Genomic DNA, 22,587 nt, shown 5'->3' on the forward strand with positions numbered 1-22,587 from the left:
TACGCCTTGGCGATGGGGCTATAAGAAAATCTTATGTGGTGGGCGTCAGCATGTGTGCGCCTTGCCAGCGGCCGCTGTCGCACAACTGCGCTGCCACTTGCCGCACCAGCTGTTTCACTGCCGCGCCGGCATTCGTGAGGGGAATGTTTTTCGATGCGCACAGGGCGACCGTGCGCGTCAGGGCCGGGCTATGGATGGCGTAGCCTTGCATGACGCCGCTGTCGAGCTCGGCCAGCATGGGAGCGGCCGGCAGGATGGTCGCGCCCATGCCGGCAAGAATTGCCGATTTCAGGATGGCGATCGAATTGATTTCGATCACATGCGCGGCCGTCAGCCCGGCAGCGCGTGCGCGACTGTCGATGCGCGGGCGTACCCCATGCTGGGGGCCGGGCAGGATCAGGGTGGTAGCCAGTGCCTGCCGGAACGAGATGGCCGGGCCGTCGGGCGCAAACGGCGCATCGCTGCGGCAGATGAAGCGCATCTCCTCTTCCACCAGCGCACTGCTGGCAAACGGCGCCAGCTGCCCGTCGTCGAACAGCACGGCCAGGTTGATGCGGCCCGATTTCAGCTGCTCGGTCAGGTTGCCGGTGATTTCCTCGGTCAGTTGCAGGGTGATCTCGGGATACTGTTCGCGCGCGGCCAGCAACAGCGGCAGGGCCAGTGCGCCGGAAATACTGTGCGGCAGGCCCAGGGTGACATTGCCGGACGGACGCGTGGCGCTTTGCGTGACGGCCGAGCGGGCATCGGCCACCTGTTTCAGGATGGCCTGGGCGTGTTCGTAAAAGATCTTGCCGGCGTCGGTGCTGAGCACGCCCTGTGCCGAGCGGTGCAGCAGTTGCACGCCCAGTTCCTCTTCCAGCTGGCGCAGCTGTTGCGTCAGGGCTGGCTGTGCCACGTGCAGGGTCAGGGCCGCGCGCGACAGCGAACCGTGGTCGACGATGGCAACAAAATAACGAAGTTGACGCAATTCCATGAACAGGCAATCTGGTGAGGGAAAACAGGGCTGGTGGCACAAAAATTATGCGCTGGCATCGGCGTGGCCGGGCCTTGCAATTTTGCTATACTCATTCTAGCGCTTCTGATGCGCCCCGGCGCGCACGCCGACGGACCTGTAGGATAAAGCATGTTAAAAAAAGTCGATTCTTCGCAGTTAAAGGTGGGTATGTATGTCCATGATCTGAGCTGCGACTGGATGACGCATCCCTTCATGCGCAACCGTTTCCTGTTGCGCAGCGACGAGGAAATCCGCAAGATTGTCCAGGCCGGCATCCACGACGTGGTGATCGACAACAGCAAGGGCCTGGACGTGCAGGATGCACCCAGCGTGGCGCAGGCCGCCGCCGACATCGAGCGCGAGCTGGTGCAGATCGTCAGCGCGCCGCAGCCTGTCACGCGCATCGCGCTGAGCATGGAGCTGGCGCGTGCCACCCAGCTGCGCCGCCAGGCCGCTGGCATGGTGCGCACGGTAATGGCAGACGTGCGTATGGGCAATGCGCTGGAAATCAACCGGGTGCGCGCCATGGTGCACGATATTACCGAATCGATCCTGCGCAATCCGGGCGCCCTGACGGGGCTGCTGCGCATCAAGACCAAGGATGACTATACTTTTTTGCATTCTGTCAGCGTCTGCGCACTGATGGTGGCATTCTGTCGCTCGCGCGGGATGGACGTGGCCACTGCTTACCAGGCCGGGCTGGGCGGCCTGCTGCACGACACCGGCAAGGCGCTGGTGCCCGACGCCATCCTCAACAAGCCTGGCCGCCTTACGGCGGAAGAATTTGATCTGATCAAACGCCATCCGCGCGATGGCCATACCATCCTGCTGCAAACGCCAGACCTGGGACCGATCCCGCTCGATATCACCTTGCATCACCATGAGCGGCGCGATGGCAGTGGCTATCCCGATGGCCTGGTCGGTGACGCCATCGGCGAACTGGCGCAGATGGCAGCCATCGTCGATGTGTATGACGCGCTGACGTCCGAGCGCTGCTATCACAGGGGGATTCCTGCGGCCGACGCGCTGCGCAAGCTTTATGAATGGAGCAAATTCCACTTCAGTCCCATTCTGGTGCAGGACTTCATGCGCTGTGTCGGTATCTATCCGGTCGGCACGCTGGTCAAGCTGGAGTCTGGCCGCCTGGCGGTGGTGATCGAGGCGAACGAGAGCAATTTGCTGGCGCCCAAGGTCAATGTATTCTTCAGCACCAAGAGCAATGCCTATATCAAGCCAGAGACGGTCGACTTGTCGCGCGGGCTCGGTTTTGGTGGCGGCGACAAGATCGTCGGCCACGAATCGGCTGCCAGGTGGCAGGTCGATCCGATGCGTTTTCTGGCGCTGGCAGACGCTTAAAAAAACTCGGCCGTATCGTTCGAGGCGACCGCTGTCAACATGCCTTTTTCCACCAGCTCGTCGTAGTGGCAGGCCAGGTTGCGGCCGTGGCTTTTCGCGTAGTACAGCGCCTGGTCGGCGCGGCCCAAGATGATGACGGGCGCCTCGAAGGCGTTGATGCTGACGAAACCGACGCTGACGGTGACCCGGCCCACTTGCGGAAAATCATGGGTTTCGACGTTGATGCGGAAACGATCGATGATTTTCTGGGCATTTTCCAGGGTGATCGAGCGTAGCAGCACGACGAATTCTTCGCCACCAAAGCGGAAGATGCGGTCTTGCGTGCGGAACGACGATTGCAGCAGGTTGGCGATCAGGATCAGCACTTCATCGCCATACAGGTGGCCAAACTTGTCGTTGACCAGCTTGAAATGATCGACATCGACCACCGCCAGCCATTGCTGTTCGGTTTTGCCGTGATGACGGCGCTCGGCGTTGACGGGGCGCGCCGTTTCGTTCTCAAGCTCGCCGCGCGATTGCAGCAGCTTGGCCAGCTGGTCGTCGAAGGTTTTGCGGTTCAGCAAACCGGTCAGCGAATCGCGTTCGCTGTAATCGAGCAGGTTCTGGAAATTGCGGTACACGCTGACGATGCCGCCGATTACCTGGATGGTGGCGCCAGTGTACGGCGTGGGATTGGTGATTTCCAGGCAGGTAGTGACCTGGTCGCCGATCCAGATCGGCAGCCACAGCAGGTGACGGCCATCGCTGCACAGCGTATCGCAGCTGGTTTCATGGCGCGCGATGCAGGCCGCCAGCGCCGGATAGTCCGACAGCGGTTCGCCCGGCAGCGCGGGATCGAGATTGTCTTCCATGCGCGCCGGACTGCCCGCCACGATAATGGCCCGCGCCCGCACAAACACCTGGCCACGCGCGCTGCTCAGCGCCAGCACGCGCGTTTGGGTCGCGCAAGCGAGTTCCTGGACCGCCGAGATCACCGAGACGTCGAGCATGGTGTGATCGCGGTGGCCGGTCATGTCCACCATGTGTTTCAGTAGCGAATCCATCGTCATTCTCTGGAAAGTGGTCACACAAGATTCTTCATACCAACATTGCGTCCAGCAATATACGTCCGTTACAAGGGGCCAAGGATTATTTGGTGGCACTCAGCAACGGCGAGGTGCCTTTCCAAAGAAGAGCTAGGCAGGATAATGTTTTTTTGCCTGATAGGCAATTACGTAAGCAATATTTCATGTAAATACATGAGATTCATGCATCCTGGCCCAAGTTGCTGTCGATATCGTTGGCCGGTCGTCTGCGATCTTCCCCCATTTCACGCGCGCTTGACAATTTCCATTTAGAAACTTGTGGTACGTCAACTTGGCAAATTGCCCGCGTCTTATAGTCATTGCGATGGTGCAGAAATTTACGGCAAGAAACATAGTAGCAGGAATGAACAATGTTTCACAACCGATTGCGCCAGGGACTTGTGTTTCACTTTTTGGGAGCCTGTCATGAATACCTTCCTGTCGGCAGTACAGCAGTTTGTCAAGGATGAGGATGGCATTACGGCAATCGAATACGGCCTGATTGCGGCTTTGATGGCAACTGCCATCACGGCCGGTTTCTTGCTGATCAAGACCAACCTGCTGGCTGTCCTCACCGAAATTTCGACCAATCTGGTGTTGACGCCTTAAGCGGGCGCCCGTCGCCGGGCAACCGGTGGCGGGTTTTTTACGGAGTGTCTTCATGTCTGCAAGCGTGCTGTGCGACCTGCTGCTGCTGGTCTTCGTGACGGCCGCCGCCGTCAGCGATCTGAGCCGCCGCAAGATTCCCAACCGGCTGGTCCTGGCGGGCCTGCTCGCCGCGTTTTGCCTGCATGGCGCGCTGGCGGCGCCATCCTGGTTATGGAACAGCCTGGGCGGCATGGCCACCGGTTTCTTCCTGTTTCTGCCCCTGTATTTGCTGCGCGGCATGGCCGCCGGCGACGTCAAGCTGATCGCCATGGTCGGCGCCTTTGTCGGTCCCTGGCCAACCCTGTTGATCTGCTTTGCCACGTTTGTGCTAGGTGGCCTGATGGCCCTGCTGATCGTGACCTGGCAAGGCAGCTGGCGTGTGTGTGTGCGCAATCTGCACCAGTTGCTGTGGCCGCTGGCGTCGCCGCCCGCCAGCCACGCCAGCGTCGGCAATATGCCGTATGGCCTGGCGATCGCATTGGGCACCTTGCTGGTACAGGGCCGGAATTACTGCTGAAACATATCATTGCTTCGAATCAATATCGCTTTGAAGTTGCTCGCTAGAATGAAATTCTGTCTTTCGCAAGCTGGCCAAGTTCGGGAGAAATCGCATGACCGAAGTCGATTATTACACTGCCGCGACCAGCCGTCCGGCCGATGCGGCGCTGATGCCGCCCTTGCCGCCTCAGCCAAAAAGCCTGCATGAAACGGGCCTGGAGCGCCAGTTGGTGGTGGAACTGATCGCCAAGGCCATGCTGGTGGCCGGCAAGAGTCATTTGTCGGTGCTTGCCACGCGGCTGCGGCTGTCGATCAATGTGCTGCGCGAGGTGCTGGACTTCATGGTGGGCGAGCAACTGGCCGAAGTGGCCTGGCGTGGTGAATCCGAGATCGACGTGCAATATCAGCTGACCGGCGCCGGCAAGCAGCATGCCGCTGGTTTCATGGCGCGCTGCGCCTACCTGGGCGCGGCCCCCGTCACTCTGGCCTCCTACCGCGCGATGGTGGCGCGCCAGTCCTGGCGGGCGCAGGAACCGCGCGTGGACAGCGACGACCTGGCGCTGGTGCTGTGCGGCGCACACGCCGGGCCGGGCCTGCTCGATACCGTCGGCGCGGCCCTGTATTCCGGGCGTTCGCTGTTGCTGTATGGCCCGCCAGGCAGCGGCAAGTCTGCGCTGGCGCTGCAACTGGGCAAGTTGCTGCATGGCCTGGTGGCGGTGCCGTATGCGGTGGTGGTCGGGCGCGATATCATTTCCCTGTATGACCCGGCGGTGCATTTGCCGCCGGCGCCGCAGCATGGCAACCATGCGCGCCAGTCGCTTGAGCGGCGCAGCACCGATATCCGCTGGGTGCTGTGCCAGCGTCCCGTGATCCAGGTGGGCGCCGGGTTTGACGCCAGCATGCTGGAACTGCGCCATGACGAAGCTGGCGGCTGCTACCAGGCACCGCCCCATGTGCGCGCCAACAATGGCATGCTGATCATCGACGACCTGGGCTGCCAGCGCCTGCCGGCGCCTCAATTGCTGACACGGCTGCTGCAGCCGGCCGCTAGCGGCATCGATCAACTGGGCCTGAGTGGTGGCGCCAGCATCAGCATGCCATTCGACAATGCCCTGTTGCTGGTCACCAACGTAGCGCCGGCCAGCCTGTTTGATGCCACCCTGCTGCGCCGCATCGGTTACAAGGTGCGGATCGGTCCGCTGGGCGAGAGCGCCTACCGCCTGCTGTTCCGCCAGCAATGCCGCGCTACCGGCATCGCGTTTGACGAGGCGGTGCTGCACCATTTGCTGCACCAGCTACACGGCGCCAGCGGCCGGCCGCTGCTGGCCAGCACGCCGCGTGAATTGCTGGACCGCATCGCCGACTTTGCCGGTTTTGCCGGCAGCGAAGCGCAATTGACAGTGGCGACGCTGGAGCAGGCCTGGAGCAGCCTGTTTGCCAGCTGCGATGCGCCTGACGCCGCGCAGCACGAGAGCATCGCATGAAAAACCGCCGCGCACTGGTGATGATGGCGCTGGCCATCGTGCTGGGCTTGCTGGCGGTGCTGCTGGCCTCGCACTGGCTGCTGCGCCAGAGCCCTGCCGGCAAGGGCAAGATCGTGGTCGCCGCAGCCGACGTCAACCTGGGCCAGCGCCTGAGCCCGGACATGCTGCGGCTGGCCGAATGGCCGGCGGAAAGCCTGCCGGAAGGCGCGCTGCAAGACCCCTTGAAACTGTCGGGACGGGTGCTGAAAAGCAGCGTGCTGCGCGGTGAACCGCTGAGCGAGGCGAAGCTGGCGCCGGCCGGCACCCTGGGAGGTTTGTCGGCCCTGATCACGCAAGGGCGGCGCGCCATCACCGTGCGCGTCAACGACGTAATCGGCGTGGCCGGCTTTGCCTTGCCGGGCAATTATGTCGACATCATCGTCAGCACGCAGCAGGATGCGGGCGAGCGCAGCTATCCGCAAAGCCGCAATATCTCCAAGATCGTGCTCGAACGCATACTGGTGCTGGCGGTGGCGCAGGAAGTGGGGCGCGACGAGACCAAGCCGCGCGTGGTCAATGCGGTGACGCTGGAAGTGACACCGGCGCAAGCGGAAAACCTGGACCTGGCGCGCAGCGTGGGCAGCTTGTCGCTGGTCTTGCGCAACCAGGTCGACCCGCAGCCTGGCGTCACCGGCGGCGCCACCAAATTGACACTGCTGGGCGCACCTTCGCCCGAGCCTGCGGCCGCGTCCCCGGTGGCTGCCGCGCCGGCCCCTGCCGTCAAGCCAGCCACGCCGCGTCGCGTGGCGGCGGTGGCGCCGCCACTGTATTGCAGCGGCCGGATCGACGGCACGCGCGCCTCGCGCGAATGCTTCTAGCTGCCCGCCCCCAACCATGGATATCTTGCTATGAAACGCGCCCTGTCGATCCTGTGCCCGCTCTTGCTGATGCTGGCGCCGCCACCGCTGGCCGCCGCCGACAGTGCTCCGCGCTGCGGCGGCGCTGCCGCCACGCCCGGCCATTTGCAACTCGAGGTGGGCAAGTCAAGCATGCTGCGCCTGCCCGAGCCGGTGCTGCAGCGCAGCGTCGGCAATCCTGCGGTGGTGCAAGCCATGCTGGTCGCGCCCGATACCTTGTATGTGGTGGGGGCCGATATTGGCAGCACCAACATGATTATCCAGGGTAAAAGCGGCGTGTGCAGCGTGGTCAACGTCACCGTCAGCATGGACCCGGCCGGCTTGCGTGCGACCCTGGCCGAACTGATGCCGGAAGAAAAAGCCATCCGCGTCACGGCCGCCGCCGATACCCTGGTGCTGTCGGGCACGGTACAGGATGCGGACGCCGTGCTGCGCGCCATCGAGCTGGCGCAAGCCTATGTGCGGCGCGCCACCACGCCGCTGGCGCTGCCGAAACCGGCCGACGGCAGCACCGCTCCGGCCGCAGCAACGGCTGTCGCCGGCGCCGGCGGGGCCGCCAGCCGCATCATCAATATGCTCAACGTCAGTGCGCCGCAGCAGGTGATGCTGGCGGTGCAGATCGCCGAAGTATCGAAGTCGCTGCTCGAACGCCTGGAAGTGGGCGCCACCTTGCGCTTTGCCTCGGGCAGCTGGGCCACCACCTTGCTGTCCAATTTCCTGACCGGTGCGGCCAACGGCATGCTCGACCTGCGCAAGTCGAACGGCCAGCAGCTGACCATCGAAGCGCAGAAACAGGATGGGCTGATACGCATCCTGGCCGAGCCGACCGTGATGGCGATCAGCGGCCAGGAAGGCAGCTTCCTGGCCGGCGGCAAGATTTTCATTCCGGTCGGCCAGGACAACAACAAGGTCACCCTGGAAGAGCGCGAGTATGGCGTCGGCCTGCGTTTCACGCCGACCGTGCTGTCGGGCGGACGCATCAACCTGAAGGTGGCGCCGGAAGTGTCGGAGCTGTCGCGCGAAGGGGTGGGCATTTCCAGCGCCGGCGTCAGCGGCCGTTCCATCTTGCCGGTGATCACGACGCGGCGCGCTTCGACCACGGTGCAGCTGTACGACGGCCAGAGCTATGCGATTGGCGGCCTGATCAAGAACAACCAGGTCAGCAACGTCACCGGCCTGCCCTGGCTCAGCGAGTTGCCGGTGCTCGGGGCGCTGTTTCGCAGCACCGATTTCCAGCATGACCGTACCGAGCTGCTGTTCGTTATCACGGCCCACCTGGTCAAGCCGCTGCCGCCCGGCGGCGCAGTGTTGCCGACGGCGCAGCTGGCGCCGCCATCGAGGACGGATCTGATGTTGAACGGCAAGATGGAAGGCGCGCCGCGCACCGCCGGCGGCTTCGAATTGCACTAAGCCAGGGAGCCATGCCATGCGATCAATTTCACCCACCTTGATACGTCTGCTGGCGCGGTTGGCACTGTTGGCGCCGCTGCTGCAACTGGCCGGCTGCAGCAGCGGCAGCACGCCGCGCTTCGACGCGCGCTTCGGCGAGGCGACGCGCCTGGCCATGGCGCAGCAGGTGCTGGACCCGGGAGCCGCAGGCAATACCGCGCCGGTAAACGGCCTGGACGGCGCCAGCGCGCGCGCCGCGATGGAACGCTACCGCGCCTCGTTTGCCGAACCGAACGGGCAGGTGGCGCAGCCGGTGTCTTTCATGCTGGGAGGCGGCGGTGGAAAATAGACGCCAGCTTCAGCATCAGCGGGGGGCGATGCTGATCATGTTCTCCATCATGCTGATCGTGGTGCTGGGGTTTATCGGCCTGGCGCTTGACGTCGGCCAGGTCATCGGCCGCAAGACCGAATTGCAGAACCTGGCCGACAATGCGGCGCTGGCGGCCGCGCCCGAACTGGTGGGCACCGCCACTGGGCTGGCCAATGCCGTCACCAGGGCAAAAGCCAGCGCGGCCGGCCAAAGCCCGTACCGGCGCCGCCTGCAGGGCGCGCTGCTTTCCGACGACAGCATCCGCTTTGCCAGCGCGGCCGACGCGCCGGCCGGCGCCTGGCATGCCGCCGGCGCCGTAGCCGATCCGGCCAGGGCACTGTTCGTGCGGGTCGACACGCGCGACAACCAGCCAGCGCTGGGGCAGGTGGCGACCGCTTTCCTGAGCGCCTGGTCGCCGGCCCTGCGTACGCTCGACACCAGCGCACGCGCGGTGGCGGGGCGCAGCAGTCTGCGCATCACGCCGCTGGCGATCTGCGCGCTGTCGGCGGCGCCGGCATCCTTGCGCACCAATCCGGGCCCGCCCGAGCGCCGCGAAGCGCTGGAATTCGGTTTTCGGCGCGGCGTGGCCTACAACCTGTTCAAGCTCAATCCGCATGGGGCGCCGCCCGAGCATTTTTTGCTCAATCCGCTCGGCCTGCCGGGCGCCATCGGCAGCTCGGCGCAATTGAGCGACGCCAGCGTTGAGCCGTTTATTTGCAGCGGCAGCGTGCTGCACACGGCAATTGGTACCACGCCCATGCACGTGCACCGGCCGTTTCCTACCGCGCTGTGGCCGGCCTTCAATGCACGCTTCAACCAATATGGCGCCAACCGCTGCAACCCCGTGACGGCGCCGCCCGATACGAATATCCGCACCTTTCCGAACGCCTTGTCGAACTGGTGGATGAACGTACCGTCCGGCCCGAATGCGCTGGCCAGCAGTGGCACGCCCCTGCTGACGGTGGCCGACCTGCCACCGCCGGCTGCCGGCATGCCGGCCAGCATTGCGCGCGCCAGCTATGGGCCGCTATGGTCGTTTGCCAAGGCGGTGCAATATGCCGATCCCAAGCCGGCCGGCGACTACACGGCCTTTCCCAACAGCGCCTGGGCCAGCCTGTATCCGGGCTTGCCCACGGCGCCTGCCAGCAACAGCTTTTATCCCGCCAGCGGTACGCCGTATGCGTTGCCCGCCTTCCTGACGGCGCCCGTCGGCAACGCGGGCGTGGCGCAGCGCCGCGTGCTGCATATCGCCTTGCTGGCCTGCCCTGTGCCGGCCGGCAGCGACGTGCTGGCCAACGTGCTGGGCATCGGCCGCTTCTTCATGACAGCGCCCGCCACCAGCAGTGCCTTGAGCGGCGAATTTGCCGGCATGGCAGACGAGCTGTCGTTGGCTGGCCCGGCGGAGCTGCTGCAATGAGGCGCGCTTGCCATCGCCGCGCCGAGGCACGACAGCAGGGCGTGGCGGCGATCGAACTGGCGCTGATCATGCTGTTTTTCATGGGCCTGTTGCCTATCGTGCTGTTGTTTGGACGCGCCCTGTTCATATACACGGTGGTGCAGAAAAGTGCACAGGACGCGGCGCGCTACATGGCCACCTTGCCGCTGCAGCAGATGACTAATGATGACACCGCCAACCAGGCCGCCGCGTTTGCCAGGCAGCTGGTGCAGCAGGCGCTGGCCGAGACGGGGCCGGTGCTCAATGCCAACCGTATCCGCATCGAATGCGTGTATGCCAGCGGCGAGTATCCCTGCGGCTCGTATGTTACGCGGCCGCTGCAGGTGAGCGTGAAATTTGTCGCCGAGCTGCCGATCGCTTTCCTGCCCGACCTGACCATGCGCTGGCTGCCGGAGCTGGCGCCGATTTCATTGAATGCCAATGCGGTGCTGCGCTATGCGAATTGAGCCCGTCTATGCCCGCCAGCGGCGCCAAGGCGGCGTGTTTGCCGTCGAATTCGCCATGCTGGCGACGTTGTTTTTCATTTTCCTGTTTGCGCTGCTGGAAGTGGCGCGCGCCGTCTACCTGTGGAACCTGGTGCCGGAAATTACCCGGCGCGCCGCGCGCGCCGCCGCCGTCACCGACTTCAGCAATGCCAGCGCGGTGCAGGCGGTGCGCGAGCTGGCCATTTTGCGCTCGGCACCCGGCCGCTTGCCGCTGGGCGGCGCCATCAGCGACGCCTATGTACGCATCGATTACCTGTCGCAGTCGTCCGGTGGTGGCGTGCCGGCGGCGCTGCCGGTGGGCGTGATGCCGGCTTGTCCGCAACGCAACCGCATCAACTGCCTGGACGATCCGCACGGCGCCAGTTGCATCCGCTTCGTGCGGGCGCAGCTGTGCGTACCTGCTGCAGGCGGCAGTTGCGAGCGGGTGCCCTACCGCCCGATCCTGCCGCTGCTGGAGATGCTGTTTCCCTCGGGCGCGCAGGCGGTGCGCCTGCCCAGCGGCGTCACGCTGGCGGTGGCCGAGTCGCTCGGCTACCAGGACAACCCTGCCTTTTGCAATTGACCGCCATACCGTTAGCCTGAGGAAGCATGATGAGAGCCTTGATGATCAGCCGTGACGTCCAGCTGCACGATGAAATCGCCGCCCAGGGTGCTGCGCGCATGCCGGTGCTGCGCATTCTGGAGCGCCGCAGCGGCTTGCGCGACGCTGTCGAGCGCATGCTGGCCGAGGCACCCGAACTGGTGATCGTCGACGCCAGCGGCATCGACGCCGACGAGGCCGACCTGCTCGAACGGCTGGCACGCCAGTATCCGGCGGCCGTGCTGATGCTGCTTACGCGCGGCCAGCAGCAGGATGTGCTGATCCGTGCGATGCGGGCCGGCATGCGTGAAGTGCTGCAGTTGCCCCTGGTGCACAAGGCCTTCCACGAGGCGATGGACCGGGTCGATATCCAGGCCGGCGTGACGCATATGCGCGACGGCAAGGTGCTGGCCTTTATCTCCTGCAAGGGCGGCAGCGGCGCCACCTTCTTGTCGACCAATTTTGCCTACGCGCTGGCCGCGCTGGCCGGCTGCAAGGTGCTGCTGATCGACCTGCACGGCCAGTTCGGCGACGCCACCCTGTATGTATCGGACCAGAAGCCGGCCATGACCTTGTCCGATATCTGCGCCCAGATCTCGCGTATGGACGGCGCCTTCCTGGCCTCCTGCCTGGTGCATGTGACGCCGGACTTCGGCGTACTGGCGGCGGCCGACGATCCGGCGCACAAGGTCGACATGCAGCCCGAGCACATGGACCGCATCCTGGCCGTGGCGCGCCAGCACTACGACTACATCGTGCTCGACGTGGGGCGCCAGATCGATGCGCTGTCGCTGCGCGCGCTCGACAGCGCCGACGCCATCTACCCGGTGCTGCAACTGGCGCTGCCGGACATCCGCGACGGGCGCCGCCTGCTCGACATCTTCCGTTCGCTCGGCTATCCGGGCGAACGGCTGCGGCTGATCGTCAACCGCTACGAAAAAGGCGGCCGCTTGCGCCTGGCCGACCTGGAGCAGGCGCTGGGGGCTTCCGTGATGCACACGGTGCCGAACGATTATCTGGCGGCCACCGACTCGGTCAACCAGGGCATACCGCTGCTGCAGCTGTCGCGCACCAGCGCGGTGGCGCGCAGCCTGGCCGACCTGGTGGAACAGGTAACCAGGCGCCGGGTGACGGAAAGCCGCGGCCTGTTCGACCGCCTGTTCAGCCGCAGCGATACCTGACCGACCTTCAAGGGAGACGAGATGACACTACGCGAACGCCTGGCGGCCAACGAAGCACCGCGTCCGGCCATCCATGGACCTGGCGCGCTGGCGCTGCACGCCTACCAGCAGCTGAAAAAAACCATGCACCAGACAATACTCGACCGTATCGACCTGGAGCGCCTGAAGCGCCTGACGGCCGAGCAGTTCAAGCACGAGCTGGCGCTGCTGGTGCAGCGCGTGATCGAGGAGGAACGCATCGTGCTGAACCAGCACGAACGACACAGCCTGGTGCTCGATATCCAGCACGAGATGCTGGGCTTTGGCCCGCTGGAGCCGCTGCTGGCCGACCCCGGCGTATCCGATATCCTGGTCAATACCTGCAACAAGGTGTATGTCGAGCGTGGCGGGCGCCTGGAGTTGACCGACATCACGTTTCATGACAATGCCCATCTGATGAAGATCATTGAAAAGATCGTCTCGCGGGTTGGTCGCCGGGTCGACGAATCGAGTCCGATGGTCGATGCGCGCCTGCCCGACGGCTCCAGGGTCAACGCCATTATTCCGCCGCTGGCGGTCGATGGCCCCATCCTGTCGATCCGCCGCTTCGCGGTGCAGCCTTTGACCATCGCCAACCTGCTTGACTATAAAAGCCTGACGCCGCCGATGGTGCAGGTACTGCAGGCGCTGGGCCAGTCCAAGATCAATATCCTGATCTCTGGCGGCACCGGCAGCGGCAAGACGACCCTGCTCAATGTGCTGTCCGGCTTTATTCCCGGCAGCGAGCGCATCGTCACCATCGAGGACGCGGCCGAACTGGCGCTGCGCCAGCCGCACGTGGTGCGCCTGGAAACGCGCCCGCCGAATATCGAGGGCAAGGGCGAAGTGAGCCAGCGCGCGCTGGTACGCAACGCGCTGCGCATGCGGCCCGACCGCATCATCCTGGGCGAGGTGCGCGGCGCCGAGGCGCTCGACATGCTGCAGGCGATGAACACCGGCCATGAAGGCTCGCTGGCAACGATCCACTCGAACACCGCGCGCGACGCGCTGGCGCGGCTGGAAAACATGGTCGGCATGGCCAATGTGAACCTGACACCACGCGCCACGCGCCAGCAGATCTGTGCAGCCGTGACGGTAGTGATGCAGGTGTCGCGCCTGACCGACGGAGCGCGCAAGCTGGTCAGCCTGCAGGAAGTGACGGGCATGGAAGGCGAGGTCATCGCCATGCATGAAATCTTCCGCTTCGAGCAGACCGGCGTGGATGCCAATGGCCGCGTGCTGGGCCACTTCTGCGCCACCGGCGTGCGGCCGCGCTTCACGGAGCGCTTGCGCATGTTCGGCGCGCCGGTCCCTGACAGCGTGTTTGACCCCGACCGCATCTACGAATAGGAGCCATCATGGACCAGGTGTTCTATGGTTTTGCCATCGTCTTGTTCGCCGCCTGCATCCTGATGGTGGAAGGCGTCTGGCTGTGGTGGTCGGGCACGCATGGCAGCGCTGCGCGGCGCATCAGCCGGCGCCTGCACCTGATGGCCGAGCGAGGCGAGGCGGGCAGCGAACGGGTCTCCATCCTCAAGCAGCGCCGCTACGCGCGCGCACCTGGCCTGGAGCGCTGGCTGCGCAAGATACCGCAATGCGCGGCGCTTGACCGCTTGCTGCTGCAGACAGGCCTATCGTGGTCGGTGGCGCAATTCCTGGCCATTGCCGGTGGCGTGCTGCTGGCCGCACTGCTGGTGCTGGCGGCTTGGCCGATGCCCTTGCCGGGCGTGTTGCTGCTGCTGGCGCTGGCCGCTGGCGGGCCGCTGTTGTTCCTGCTGCGCGCGCGCACGGCGCGGCTGCAGAAGATCGAGGCGCAGTTGCCGGAAGCGGCCGATTTCCTGGCCCGTGCGCTGCGTGCCGGCCACTCGTTTTCAAACGTGCTGCAAATGGTGGGCGACGAATTGAATGAACCGATCAGCGGCGAATTCAAGCTGGCCCATGAAGAGATCAATTACGGCGTGCCGATGAATGAAGCGCTGCAGAACCTGGCCTTGCGCATTCCGCTGACGGACTTGCGCTACCTGGTGATCGCCGTACTGGTGCAGCGCGAATCGGGCGGCAACCTGGCAGAAGTGCTGGTGAGCATTGCGCGCATTATCCGCGCCCGTTTGAAACTGCTGGGACAGGTGCGGGTGCTGTCGGCAGAAGGGCGCATGTCGGCCTGGGTGCTGGGCCTGATGCCGGTGGTGATGATAGTCGTGATGTCGGTGGTCAACCCGCAATACATCAGCCTGTTGTGGCTAGACCCGGTCGGCATCCGCCTGTTGTGGTATGCGGCCGGCATGGTGGTGCTGGGCGTGGTGTGGATGCGCAAGGTAATCCGTATCAGAATCTGAACCGGGAGAACAGCATGACTGGCCAGCAAGTGCTTTTTTTGTTGATCGTATTTGCCGTGGTGGCGGGCCTGGCGGTGGCGGCCTCGCTGATTTTCTTTCCCGGCAGCTTGCGCCGGCGCCTGTTCGGCGCCACCGTGCCGGTGGCCAGTGTAGTGGCGCTGGAGCATGGCTGGGTGGAACGGGTGGCGCGTGTGGCCAGGCCGTTCTCGAAGTTGTCGCTGCCCGAGGAAGGCTGGGAGCGCTCGCCGCTGCGCACCCGCTTCATGAATGCCGGCTGGCGCCAGGCCAGCGCGCCGGCCCTGTATTTTGCCGCCAAGTCGGTGCTGGCCCTGTTGTTTCCCGCCTTGCTGGGTCTGTATGCGGCCAGCAGCATGGCGGCCGGCATGCGCAGCGTTTTATTGTTTTTCCTGTGCATCAGCGCCACCGCCGGCTATTACCTGCCGAACCTGATCCTGGCCAGCACGGCCAGGCGGCGCCAGCGCGACATCTTCGAGAACATCCCCGACGCGCTCGACTTGCTGACCGTCTGCGTCGAAGCGGGCCTGAGCCTGGAACGCGCGCTGGTGAAAGTGTCCGGTGAAATCCATATCAAGAGCGTGGTGCTGGCGCAGGAACTGCAACTGGTGCTGATGGAAATGCGCGCCGGCTTCAGCAAGGAAAAAGCGCTGCGCAACCTGGCCCTGCGCAGTGGCGTGGAGGATGTCGATGTGCTGGTGGCGATGCTGATACAGTCCGAGCGCTTCGGCACCAGCATGGGCGATTCGCTGCGTGTGCATTCCGACAATCTGCGCGGCAAGCGCAGCCTGCTGGCCGAAGAGGCGGCCGCAAAAATCGCCTTGAAGCTGCTGTTCCCGCTGATCTTCTGCGTGTTTCCCACCCTGATGCTGGTGCTGATGGGCCCTGCCGTCATCGAAGTCTACCGCGTGCTGGTGCCGGCCATGGCCAACCGATGAAAGGACCTTCCATGTCATCTCCGCTATCTCGCCTGGCCGTGGCCAGTGCCTGCCTGATGCTGGGCGCCTGCGCCAGCCCTGTCGCCGGTCCCTTGCCGGCATCGCTGGCGATGCTGGAAAAATCCTGCCTGCCGACTCTGCCGCGTTTGCCGCCCGTGGCTACACTGGCTCCGCATCCAGTCATCGCTACCGTGCGCGCGCCAGAGCCTGCCGGCATGGACCGTATTGAAATCACCCAAAGTGACGGCATGGCGTTTTTACGGCGCGTGCCGGCAGCGGCAGCGCTGCCACAGCTGCAGCAGGTGCGTCTTGAAATCCTGAACGGCAATGGCCGGCCCGGCATGGCGGGCACCCTGGCGCGTAGCCTGGTTGGCAGTGCTGTGCGGGTTACGCGTATCGGCAATGCGCCCTCGTTCCAGGTGGCGCGCACGCGCCTCCAGTATCGCCCGGCGCAGGCGCAGGCGGCGCGACAAATGGCGCGCCAGCTAGGTCCGGCCATCGACGTGGTGCCTGCCGATTGCCCAAACAGCGAACTGCGCCTGATACTGGGGCGCGACTTTGATCCGGCCATGCTGCATCGTTATTATCTGCTGCAGTTGCAACTGGCGCGCCAGGCGCTGGCGCGGCTTGGTTGATCTGTGCAAAAATGGGGGATGGCAAAAAAAACTCCCGCCTATCCCGGCCTGCGCACGGGCCGTGGCCAGGTCCTGGCCGTGCTGCTGTCGAACCGCGACCAGGCCGGCGCCGAACCGCTGCAGGGCCGCGTCTCGCTGGCCGCCATCGTCAAGGCCCTGAAGCGCAAATATCACTGGCCGATTGAAACGCACAGCTTTCCGGCCAACACGGCAGACGGCCGCGCCAGCTGGGCCACCGTCTACAGCCTGCCCGAGCAAGTGATCGCGACCGCCCTCGCGGCTGGCGGCCAGGACTGGCTCGACAGCCGCAAGGACTGACGATTACTCCTGCGGCACCAGCGCCAGCGCTGCGCTGAAGTCGCCCATCGGCTTGCCGCCATTGGCCACCAGTGCCTTGTCGCGCGTGCTCAAACCATCGAGTACCGGCAGCGAGAAGCGGTGCGTGATGGCGCGCAGGATCGAGGCCGAGTCGTACTGCGTATGGTCGACCAGCCCTTTCTTCACGTACGGCGACACCAGAATCGCCGGCACGCGCGTGCCCGGGCCCCAGCGATCGCCTTTTGGCGGCGCGGCGTGGTCATAGAAGCCGCCGTTTTCATCGTAGGTGACGATCACCAGCATGTTCTTCCACTGCGGGCTCTGTTTCAGTTGTGCGATGACGCTGGCGATATGTGCGTCGCCATCGGCCACGCTGGCGTAGCCGGCATGCTGGTTCAGATTGCCCTGCGGCTTGTAGAAGGTGACGGGCGGCAGCTTGCCGGCCGCCGCATCGGTCATGAACTGGCTGTCGAAGTCGCGCAGGTGCGCGGCGCGGTAGGCTGGCGCCTTGACCGGGTCCATGCTGGCAAAGTAATTGAACGGCTGGTGGTGGAACTGGAAGTTCGGCGGGTTGGGGAAACTGCTGCCGCGCGCACTGGCCGTGGCCAGCGCCGTGGTGTCTTTCCAGGCGCCCGCATACCAGGCCCAGTCGATGTTCTTGCCAGAGAGCAGGTCGCCGATATTCGTCTGCGTCTGTGGCGGCAAGGTATTGGCCTTGCTGGTGTCGGCATACAGCTTGCTGCTGTCATTGCTGGCCGGCGCATTGCTGCTCGGCTGGAAGGCCGGCTGCATGGTGTTGACGGCGTAGAACATGCCCGTGCTGTCGGCAGGTGTCAGCGTGCCGTCGTTGGCGTACACGGGCGCACCATTCAATACCGTGGCCGGTGACGTCGCTGCCGGCGTCAGGCGCACGAAGTTGCCCTTGGCGTCGACATCGATCTTCGAGATCGATCCCTTGGCTACCGACGTGTCGGCGTTCGGATAGGTCGGTGCGCAGGCGCAGATCAGATACTGGTGCGTCAGGAACGAGCCGCCGAAGGCGCCGATAAACAGGTTGTCGGCCAGCGCATATTGTTTTGCGATATCCCACAGCTTCATCTTGCTGCCGTCGTAGTAACCCATGGACAGGCCGCCGGCATCGGAATAGGCTGCGAACTTGTCGTTGGCGCCGCCGTTGATCTGCATCTGGTTGTTGTAGTAGCGGTGCACCAGGTCGCGCGTGACCACCGATTGCGGCAGGCTGATCGGGCTGTTGGCATCGTCGATCTGGAACGGTTTGTTGGGCAGGTTGGCCGATTGCGCCTGCGTCACCACCGTGCTCTGGCCGGCGGCTGTCATGCCGCCCCAGGTCGGCGGCAGCACCGGCAAGATGCTGCCGTCGATATCCTTTTGCGGCACATAGCTGGACGTTGAAGTCGGGTTGACGCCGGGTACGCCATTGGCGCCCGGGAACAGGCCGTATAGATTGTCGAAGCCGCGGTTTTCCGCGTAGATCACGACGATGGTCTGGATATTGTTCAGTGCCAGGCCGCTGTTCAGGGCGGCCAGTGCATCGGCCGGCGCCGCCTGCGCGCTGGCGCCGGCGATCACCGCCGTGACGCTGGTATTTTCCGCTTTCAGTTTCGCCAGGTCGTCGCCGCTGGCCTTGTTGAAGTCCGATGCCAGAGCCGCTTCGGACACGCCGATGCGCGCGGCCAGCTTGCTGCTGGCGCCGGCAAAGTCACCGCCATTGCCATCCATCACCTGCGCCAGTTCGGTCGACAGCGCGCTGACAAAAGCCGCATGGCCGGCCGGTGCGCGCAACAGCAGTTTTTGCGTGACCTTGCTGCCTGCGTCGCCGAGCGCGTCGTGGCGGACTGCGTCCGTGTCGACGATGGCCAGCACGGCGCCTTCGCCCATCACCGTGAAGCTGCCGTCAGCGGCAGTGCGCACCGGCGCCGTATCGCTGGCGCAGGTCAGCTTGGCGGTGCTGCTTTCCAGGCAGACCTGGGCGTTTTCATAGTAGCTGCCGATTACCTGGCCTTTGGTAGTAGGCGCCAGGGCGTAATTGCTGCCACAGGCCACCAGGCCGGCGCCCAGGGCAAGCGACAGGAATACGGGGAGGGGGCGTAATCGGAGCGGGCGTAATACAGGTCTTGCGTGCGGTTTCATGCTCATGCCTTATGGGTGGAAAAGCTGGGATGCTAGGCAGGCAATATGTCCGCTGCGTGACATGTCCATGTTCCGTTACATGCGATACATGCGGTAATGTTCGCGCCCTGTTTGTGCCCGGTTTGTCACGCAGCGGTCATATGGCGTTGCTACGCTGCCCGACCATGTTCACAGATGCTCGATTGCCGCCATGATGAAGTTCACGCCGTTTTTGCTGTTGCTGGCCGCCTGCCAGCCGCAGCAGGTCGCTCCGCCCACCCCGCCCACCCCAGCCGCCACACCAGCTTATCTGAACGCAGCCTATGCACCGGCCCGGCATCAGCCTTCGGTGGCCGACATGACGGCCATCGGCCGCGCCATGTTTTTCGAGCCTGGCCTGTCGGTATCGGGCAAGCTGTCGTGCGCCAGCTGCCACAGCCCCGACCATGCATATGGCCCGCCGAATGCGCTGGCGGTGCAGCTAGGTGGCCCGCAGCTGAAAGACATGGGCACGCGCGCCGCGCCGTCGCTGCGCTATCTGCAAAATGCCCCGGCCTTCACCGAGCACTACCATGACGACGATGGCGACGACAGCATCGATGCAGGGCCGACGGGCGGGCGCAACTGGGATGGTCGCGCCCAGTCGGGTCATGAACAGGCATTGACGCCGCTGCTGTCAAAACACGAGATGGGCAACGCTGATCCCGCCGCCGTGGTGGAAAAATTGCAGCACGGCCCGTTGGCGGCGCAGTTTCGCAAGATCTATGGCGACAAGATATTCGAGCAGCCCGAACAGGCCTTGCGCTGGGCCCTGATGTCGCTGGAAGTGTTCCAGGAAAGCCCGGCCGATTTTTATCCCTACACCAGCAAGTACGACGCTTTCCTGCGCAAGCAGGTCGAGTTGAGCCCGCGGGAGCTGCGCGGCCTGGCCCTGTTCAATGACGAAACCAAGGGCAATTGCGCCTCCTGCCATATCAGCCAGATCACCGCTGGCGGCGCCTTTCCGCAATTTACCGACTACGGCCTGATCAATATCGGCGTGCCGCGCAACAACAAGCTGCCCGTCAACGCCGACCCAAGTTATTTCGACATGGGCTTGTGTGGCCCCGACCGCAAGGACTTGCAGGACCACAAGCAATACTGCGGCAGCTTCAAGACGCCTACCTTGCGCAATGTGGCGCTGCGCAAGAGCTTTTTCCACAACGGCAGCTTCAACAGCCTGGAGCAGGTGCTGCGCTTCTATGTGCAGCGCGATACGGCGCCGCAAAAGTGGTATCCGAAGAACCCCGATGGCAGCGTGCACAAGTACGACGACCTGCCACCGGGGCTGGAGGCTAACGTCAATGTCGAGGCGCCATTCGACCGCCAGCGTGGCCAGGCGCCGGCCTTGAATGAACAGGAAATTGCCGATGTGATCGTGTTCCTGAAGACCCTGACCGATGGCTACAAGGTGCCGCAGCAGCAGGTGAAAAATCACGGCGCCTGAGCTGTGACATGGCCTTTTATTTTGCGCTGGACAGCGCGATGACTTTTTCCAGCACCGCCTGCAAGGTTTTATCCGCAGATTGCCCCGGCTTGTCAGCGCTGTCCAGGCGCTTCTCGAAGTCGGGCTCGGCAACTTGCCTGATCAGCGCCAGCGGTCCCCATTGTTCCAGCTGTTCCCGGTAAAGGCCGCCGATACTGTCCCTGAAGCCATCGGGGTAGGCCGATTTTTCCACCACAGGCAGGTCATCGAAATAGTCGAGGATGCCCTTGAATATCTGACGGTTGTCGCCGCCATTCGTGATTTTGGCGTACAGGCTGGAAAAATAGGTTTCGTCCTGCCGCTGCAATTCCCCATACGCGGCATAGCGCTCGGCTTCGGTATAGGCGCCCGTGTCATCGTAGACCACGGCGCTCAGGCTGTTGCGCGCCAGGCCCTCAAACGGATTCGGAGCATGTTTGGGGGGCTGCCGCGACAGGCCAATCGCATAATCGAGCGACTGCTGGCCCAGGGCCAGGCGATCAGGGTCATCGGTCTTTGGCAGCAGGTCTTGCTTGTTGTAGTTGCCTTCCCCAATCAGCTGCCCGAAATCATAAATATCGCGCTGTCCTTTTGCGTACGCCGCCTTCGCCTCGTTGCCGGATGCCGATGCGGGCTGCTCGCCAGCATTGCCGAGGCTGTAAAGTGCCCGTGCCGAGTTCGATATCGAGACGGTTTCGGCAGTGCTGAAACCGGTATTGCCTGGCGAAGAAGTAACTGAATTTCCTGGCCGTAAGTTTTCCTGCACAGGAATATGTGCCGGGCTGCTCGGTGGAGATGATTTGATCGAGATCGACATGGCAATACTCCAGAGTGGAAGATAACAGCTTGACAGCGCAGCTTAACAGCGCTTTCGAACGCCAGGCGCAGCGGTGGGCTGACGCACGGTAGCGACTCGCCATCGACGTACTTTGCCCTTCTTTGGTTTATCATTTTCCAGGCGTATTGTCATCATGAAAATTGAAAAGGAGCCAAAATGAAGGACGTTAAAGTGGATGTCCGCGTCAATGTGGACGTCGATGCAGCGAGCGTTGTCGTGCTGCTTGCTTCTGCAGCGATGGCGCTATTTCTCGTCAAACAATATCGGCAAGAGAAGCTGAAATAAAGAGTTTCGCGTCCGGCGCGACTGTTTGCAGCCTGCCTGTAGCTAAGCCGGACTTTTTTCGCTCATGGCATTCAGGAACAAGTCTGCCGTGTGGCCAATACGCGAAGTTGATGCAAGGTCATTTTCAAGCACGATAGAATCGCAGTTGCCACGTTGTCAACGGCGATTTAAAACGGATATACCTCCGTCACGACCACGCGCTTGATTTTTTCTCCTTGCATCAACGGCCAGTACAAGGCAGAGTTGATACATCGCCATACTCCGTGGAAGACGCGCGGCTTGAATAGCCGCAGCGATTCACTTTCCAGCTTTGGGCAGCAGCTCTGTTGCCATCTCGATTGCCTGCTCGCGTGAAGTGGCAAGCAGCAGAGGGTAGCCCCAGAACTTGGCAAAAACCACCGCAAACGCCTTGAAACCAAGCCGTTTGGCCGCGTTGGGTTCGATCATGATCATTGCCAGCACCAGCTTTCGCAATGCAATCTTGTGCTTTTTCATCCAGAGCGCAGTGCGTTTTTTTTCTTCCGGCGAGTGCTCATGGTCTTCGGCAGGTACGGTATCGGTCAAGAGTACAAAAGGCTCTCCGCGCTGCAAATTGGCATCGAATTCGTCGAAGTCCTTCTGGTGATCATGCCCCGGTTCTTGCGCAAGATTCATCCAGACCAGGGGAAAGTTGGAACTATTGATAGACATGGTTGTTGCCTTTGCTTTTGATGCGACGCCAGGTGGCCGCGATGGAGAACACGCCGGGTAAGGTGATGAAGAATACTGCCGAGAAGATAATATGCCAGCCGTCGCGCAAGCCGTCGGCAATCCCTCCGAGGGTATTGAGGACGACCAGCAGGCTGCCGAGGACCAGGACCAGCCACTGAGTCGTACGGGTGCCGGTCAAGGCGAGCAGCACCGTGACGATCCAGCAGCCATAGTATGCGGAGAACATCCACAATATGTCGGGATCAAACGTGATCGCCGGTGCCGTTCCGTGCGCTCTCACAAAGTCGTTTACGTAGAAGAACAGCTGGAAGGTTACAAAAAGCACGGCGCCGGCGGCTGTCGTCAGCCAGTACATGGCGACCTTGCCGGGGCTGTTCATGGCCGTGTCCTGTGCGGGGCTAGGGGAGGGCTGAAGGGGCATAGTAACTTTCTCGATAATCAATGGATGTATTTCTGCG

The 22,587-nt window shown here is 63.4% G+C and carries 24 protein-coding genes; 18 read left to right on the forward strand and 6 right to left on the reverse strand.

Translation table 11 applies throughout. From position 1 onward, the window contains the following. Nucleotides 1-31 precede the first annotated feature (31 nt). Nucleotides 32-973, reverse strand: a complete 942-nt coding sequence (locus tag ACQ4WM_RS08560; protein ID WP_436546287.1) for a LysR substrate-binding domain-containing protein — start codon at nucleotides 971-973, stop codon at nucleotides 32-34. Nucleotides 974-1,123: 150 nt separating this feature from the next. Here ACQ4WM_RS08560 and ACQ4WM_RS08565 point away from each other — a divergent pair, with 150 nt between their 5' ends. After that, the gene (locus tag ACQ4WM_RS08565; protein WP_436546288.1) at nucleotides 1,124-2,350 is read left to right on the forward strand and encodes an HD-GYP domain-containing protein; all 1,227 of its coding nucleotides are present in this window, start codon (nucleotides 1,124-1,126) and stop codon (nucleotides 2,348-2,350) included. Here the strand turns inward: ACQ4WM_RS08565 and ACQ4WM_RS08570 are convergent. After that, nucleotides 2,347-3,393 (reverse strand): GGDEF domain-containing protein, encoded by a 1,047-nt coding sequence (locus ACQ4WM_RS08570; protein WP_436546289.1) that lies wholly within the window; start codon nucleotides 3,391-3,393, stop codon nucleotides 2,347-2,349. The two genes, ACQ4WM_RS08565 and ACQ4WM_RS08570, sit on opposite strands and share 4 nt — an antisense overlap. A gap of 447 nt (nucleotides 3,394-3,840) precedes the next feature. On the opposite strand from ACQ4WM_RS08570, the gene ACQ4WM_RS08575 reads away from it, so the two are divergent. The 15 genes from ACQ4WM_RS08575 (at nucleotide 3,841) to ACQ4WM_RS08645 (ending at nucleotide 16,661) form a co-directional block, all read left to right on the forward strand. Continuing rightward, complete coding sequence (locus ACQ4WM_RS08575; RefSeq protein ID WP_436546290.1) at nucleotides 3,841-4,023, forward strand: Flp family type IVb pilin; 183 nt, start codon at nucleotides 3,841-3,843, stop codon at nucleotides 4,021-4,023. A 52-nt stretch (nucleotides 4,024-4,075) separates the two neighbouring features. Then, complete coding sequence (locus ACQ4WM_RS08580; RefSeq protein ID WP_436546291.1) at nucleotides 4,076-4,579, forward strand: A24 family peptidase; 504 nt, start codon at nucleotides 4,076-4,078, stop codon at nucleotides 4,577-4,579. A gap of 94 nt (nucleotides 4,580-4,673) precedes the next feature. Further along, nucleotides 4,674-6,044, forward strand: a complete 1,371-nt coding sequence (locus ACQ4WM_RS08585) for a DUF8689 domain-containing protein (protein ID WP_436546292.1) — start codon at nucleotides 4,674-4,676, stop codon at nucleotides 6,042-6,044. Next, on the forward strand, nucleotides 6,041-6,901 hold the full coding sequence (gene cpaB, locus ACQ4WM_RS08590) for a Flp pilus assembly protein CpaB (RefSeq protein WP_436546293.1): 861 nt from the start codon (nucleotides 6,041-6,043) through the stop codon (nucleotides 6,899-6,901). The genes ACQ4WM_RS08585 and cpaB overlap by 4 nt, the downstream gene beginning before the upstream one ends. Before the next feature lie 30 nt (nucleotides 6,902-6,931). Then, complete coding sequence (locus ACQ4WM_RS08595; RefSeq protein ID WP_436546294.1) at nucleotides 6,932-8,350, forward strand: type II and III secretion system protein family protein; 1,419 nt, start codon at nucleotides 6,932-6,934, stop codon at nucleotides 8,348-8,350. Nucleotides 8,351-8,366: 16 nt separating this feature from the next. Next, nucleotides 8,367-8,678: a hypothetical protein gene (locus ACQ4WM_RS08600; protein ID WP_436546295.1), complete on the forward strand. Its 312-nt coding sequence runs from the start codon at nucleotides 8,367-8,369 to the stop codon at nucleotides 8,676-8,678. Nucleotides 8,679-8,706: 28 nt separating this feature from the next. Further along, nucleotides 8,707-10,116 (forward strand): pilus assembly protein TadG-related protein, encoded by a 1,410-nt coding sequence (locus tag ACQ4WM_RS08605; RefSeq protein WP_436546296.1) that lies wholly within the window; start codon nucleotides 8,707-8,709, stop codon nucleotides 10,114-10,116. Further along, a complete protein-coding gene (locus tag ACQ4WM_RS08610; protein ID WP_436546297.1) occupies nucleotides 10,113-10,601 on the forward strand; it encodes a TadE/TadG family type IV pilus assembly protein in 489 nt (162 codons plus the stop codon). The genes ACQ4WM_RS08605 and ACQ4WM_RS08610 overlap by 4 nt, the downstream gene beginning before the upstream one ends. Further along, nucleotides 10,591-11,202, forward strand: a complete 612-nt coding sequence (locus ACQ4WM_RS08615) for a TadE/TadG family type IV pilus assembly protein (protein ID WP_436546298.1) — start codon at nucleotides 10,591-10,593, stop codon at nucleotides 11,200-11,202. The genes ACQ4WM_RS08610 and ACQ4WM_RS08615 overlap by 11 nt, the downstream gene beginning before the upstream one ends. Nucleotides 11,203-11,231: 29 nt before the next feature. Further along, entirely contained in the window at nucleotides 11,232-12,401 is a 1,170-nt protein-coding gene (locus tag ACQ4WM_RS08620; protein WP_436546664.1) for a CpaE/TadZ family protein, read from the forward strand. Nucleotides 12,402-12,422: 21 nt separating this feature from the next. Next, nucleotides 12,423-13,769, forward strand: coding sequence for a TadA family conjugal transfer-associated ATPase (locus ACQ4WM_RS08625; protein ID WP_436546299.1), 1,347 nt, complete (start codon nucleotides 12,423-12,425; stop codon nucleotides 13,767-13,769). An 8-nt stretch (nucleotides 13,770-13,777) separates the two neighbouring features. Continuing rightward, a complete protein-coding gene (locus ACQ4WM_RS08630) occupies nucleotides 13,778-14,755 on the forward strand; it encodes a type II secretion system F family protein (protein WP_436546300.1) in 978 nt (325 codons plus the stop codon). Nucleotides 14,756-14,769: 14 nt separating this feature from the next. Then, nucleotides 14,770-15,708: a type II secretion system F family protein gene (locus tag ACQ4WM_RS08635; RefSeq protein WP_436546301.1), complete on the forward strand. Its 939-nt coding sequence runs from the start codon at nucleotides 14,770-14,772 to the stop codon at nucleotides 15,706-15,708. A gap of 11 nt (nucleotides 15,709-15,719) precedes the next feature. Next, a complete protein-coding gene (locus ACQ4WM_RS08640; RefSeq protein ID WP_436546302.1) occupies nucleotides 15,720-16,343 on the forward strand; it encodes a LytR C-terminal domain-containing protein in 624 nt (207 codons plus the stop codon). Between the two features lie 18 nt (nucleotides 16,344-16,361). Then, on the forward strand, nucleotides 16,362-16,661 hold the full coding sequence (locus ACQ4WM_RS08645; protein ID WP_436546303.1) for a hypothetical protein: 300 nt from the start codon (nucleotides 16,362-16,364) through the stop codon (nucleotides 16,659-16,661). 3 nt (nucleotides 16,662-16,664) lie between these two features. Here ACQ4WM_RS08645 and acpA read toward each other — a convergent pair whose 3' ends face one another. Then, on the reverse strand, nucleotides 16,665-18,812 hold the full coding sequence (gene acpA / locus ACQ4WM_RS08650; protein WP_436546304.1) for an acid phosphatase: 2,148 nt from the start codon (nucleotides 18,810-18,812) through the stop codon (nucleotides 16,665-16,667). A gap of 193 nt (nucleotides 18,813-19,005) precedes the next feature. On the opposite strand from acpA, the gene ACQ4WM_RS08655 reads away from it, so the two are divergent. Beyond that, a complete protein-coding gene (locus ACQ4WM_RS08655) occupies nucleotides 19,006-20,277 on the forward strand; it encodes a cytochrome-c peroxidase (RefSeq protein ID WP_436546665.1) in 1,272 nt (423 codons plus the stop codon). 16 nt (nucleotides 20,278-20,293) lie between these two features. On the opposite strand, the gene ACQ4WM_RS08660 is transcribed toward ACQ4WM_RS08655, so the two are convergent. Further along, a complete protein-coding gene (locus ACQ4WM_RS08660; protein ID WP_436546305.1) occupies nucleotides 20,294-21,112 on the reverse strand; it encodes a hypothetical protein in 819 nt (272 codons plus the stop codon). A gap of 177 nt (nucleotides 21,113-21,289) precedes the next feature. Between ACQ4WM_RS08660 and ACQ4WM_RS08665 the strand changes: the two genes are divergently transcribed. Beyond that, entirely contained in the window at nucleotides 21,290-21,418 is a 129-nt protein-coding gene (locus ACQ4WM_RS08665; protein WP_436546306.1) for a hypothetical protein, read from the forward strand. A gap of 297 nt (nucleotides 21,419-21,715) precedes the next feature. Here the strand turns inward: ACQ4WM_RS08665 and ACQ4WM_RS08670 are convergent, their stop codons facing one another. Together ACQ4WM_RS08670 and ACQ4WM_RS08675 are read right to left on the reverse strand one after the other, a co-directional pair. Beyond that, nucleotides 21,716-22,108: a hypothetical protein gene (locus ACQ4WM_RS08670; RefSeq protein WP_436546307.1), complete on the reverse strand. Its 393-nt coding sequence runs from the start codon at nucleotides 22,106-22,108 to the stop codon at nucleotides 21,716-21,718. Continuing rightward, the gene (locus ACQ4WM_RS08675) at nucleotides 22,095-22,508 is read right to left on the reverse strand and encodes a hypothetical protein (RefSeq protein ID WP_436546308.1); all 414 of its coding nucleotides are present in this window, start codon (nucleotides 22,506-22,508) and stop codon (nucleotides 22,095-22,097) included. Before ACQ4WM_RS08675 ends, ACQ4WM_RS08670 begins: the two co-directional genes overlap by 14 nt. Nucleotides 22,509-22,587: the final 79 nt, after the last annotated feature.

This window comes from Janthinobacterium longum, from assembly GCF_051380735.1.
Classification (GTDB): Bacteria; Pseudomonadota; Gammaproteobacteria; order Burkholderiales; family Burkholderiaceae_D; genus Janthinobacterium.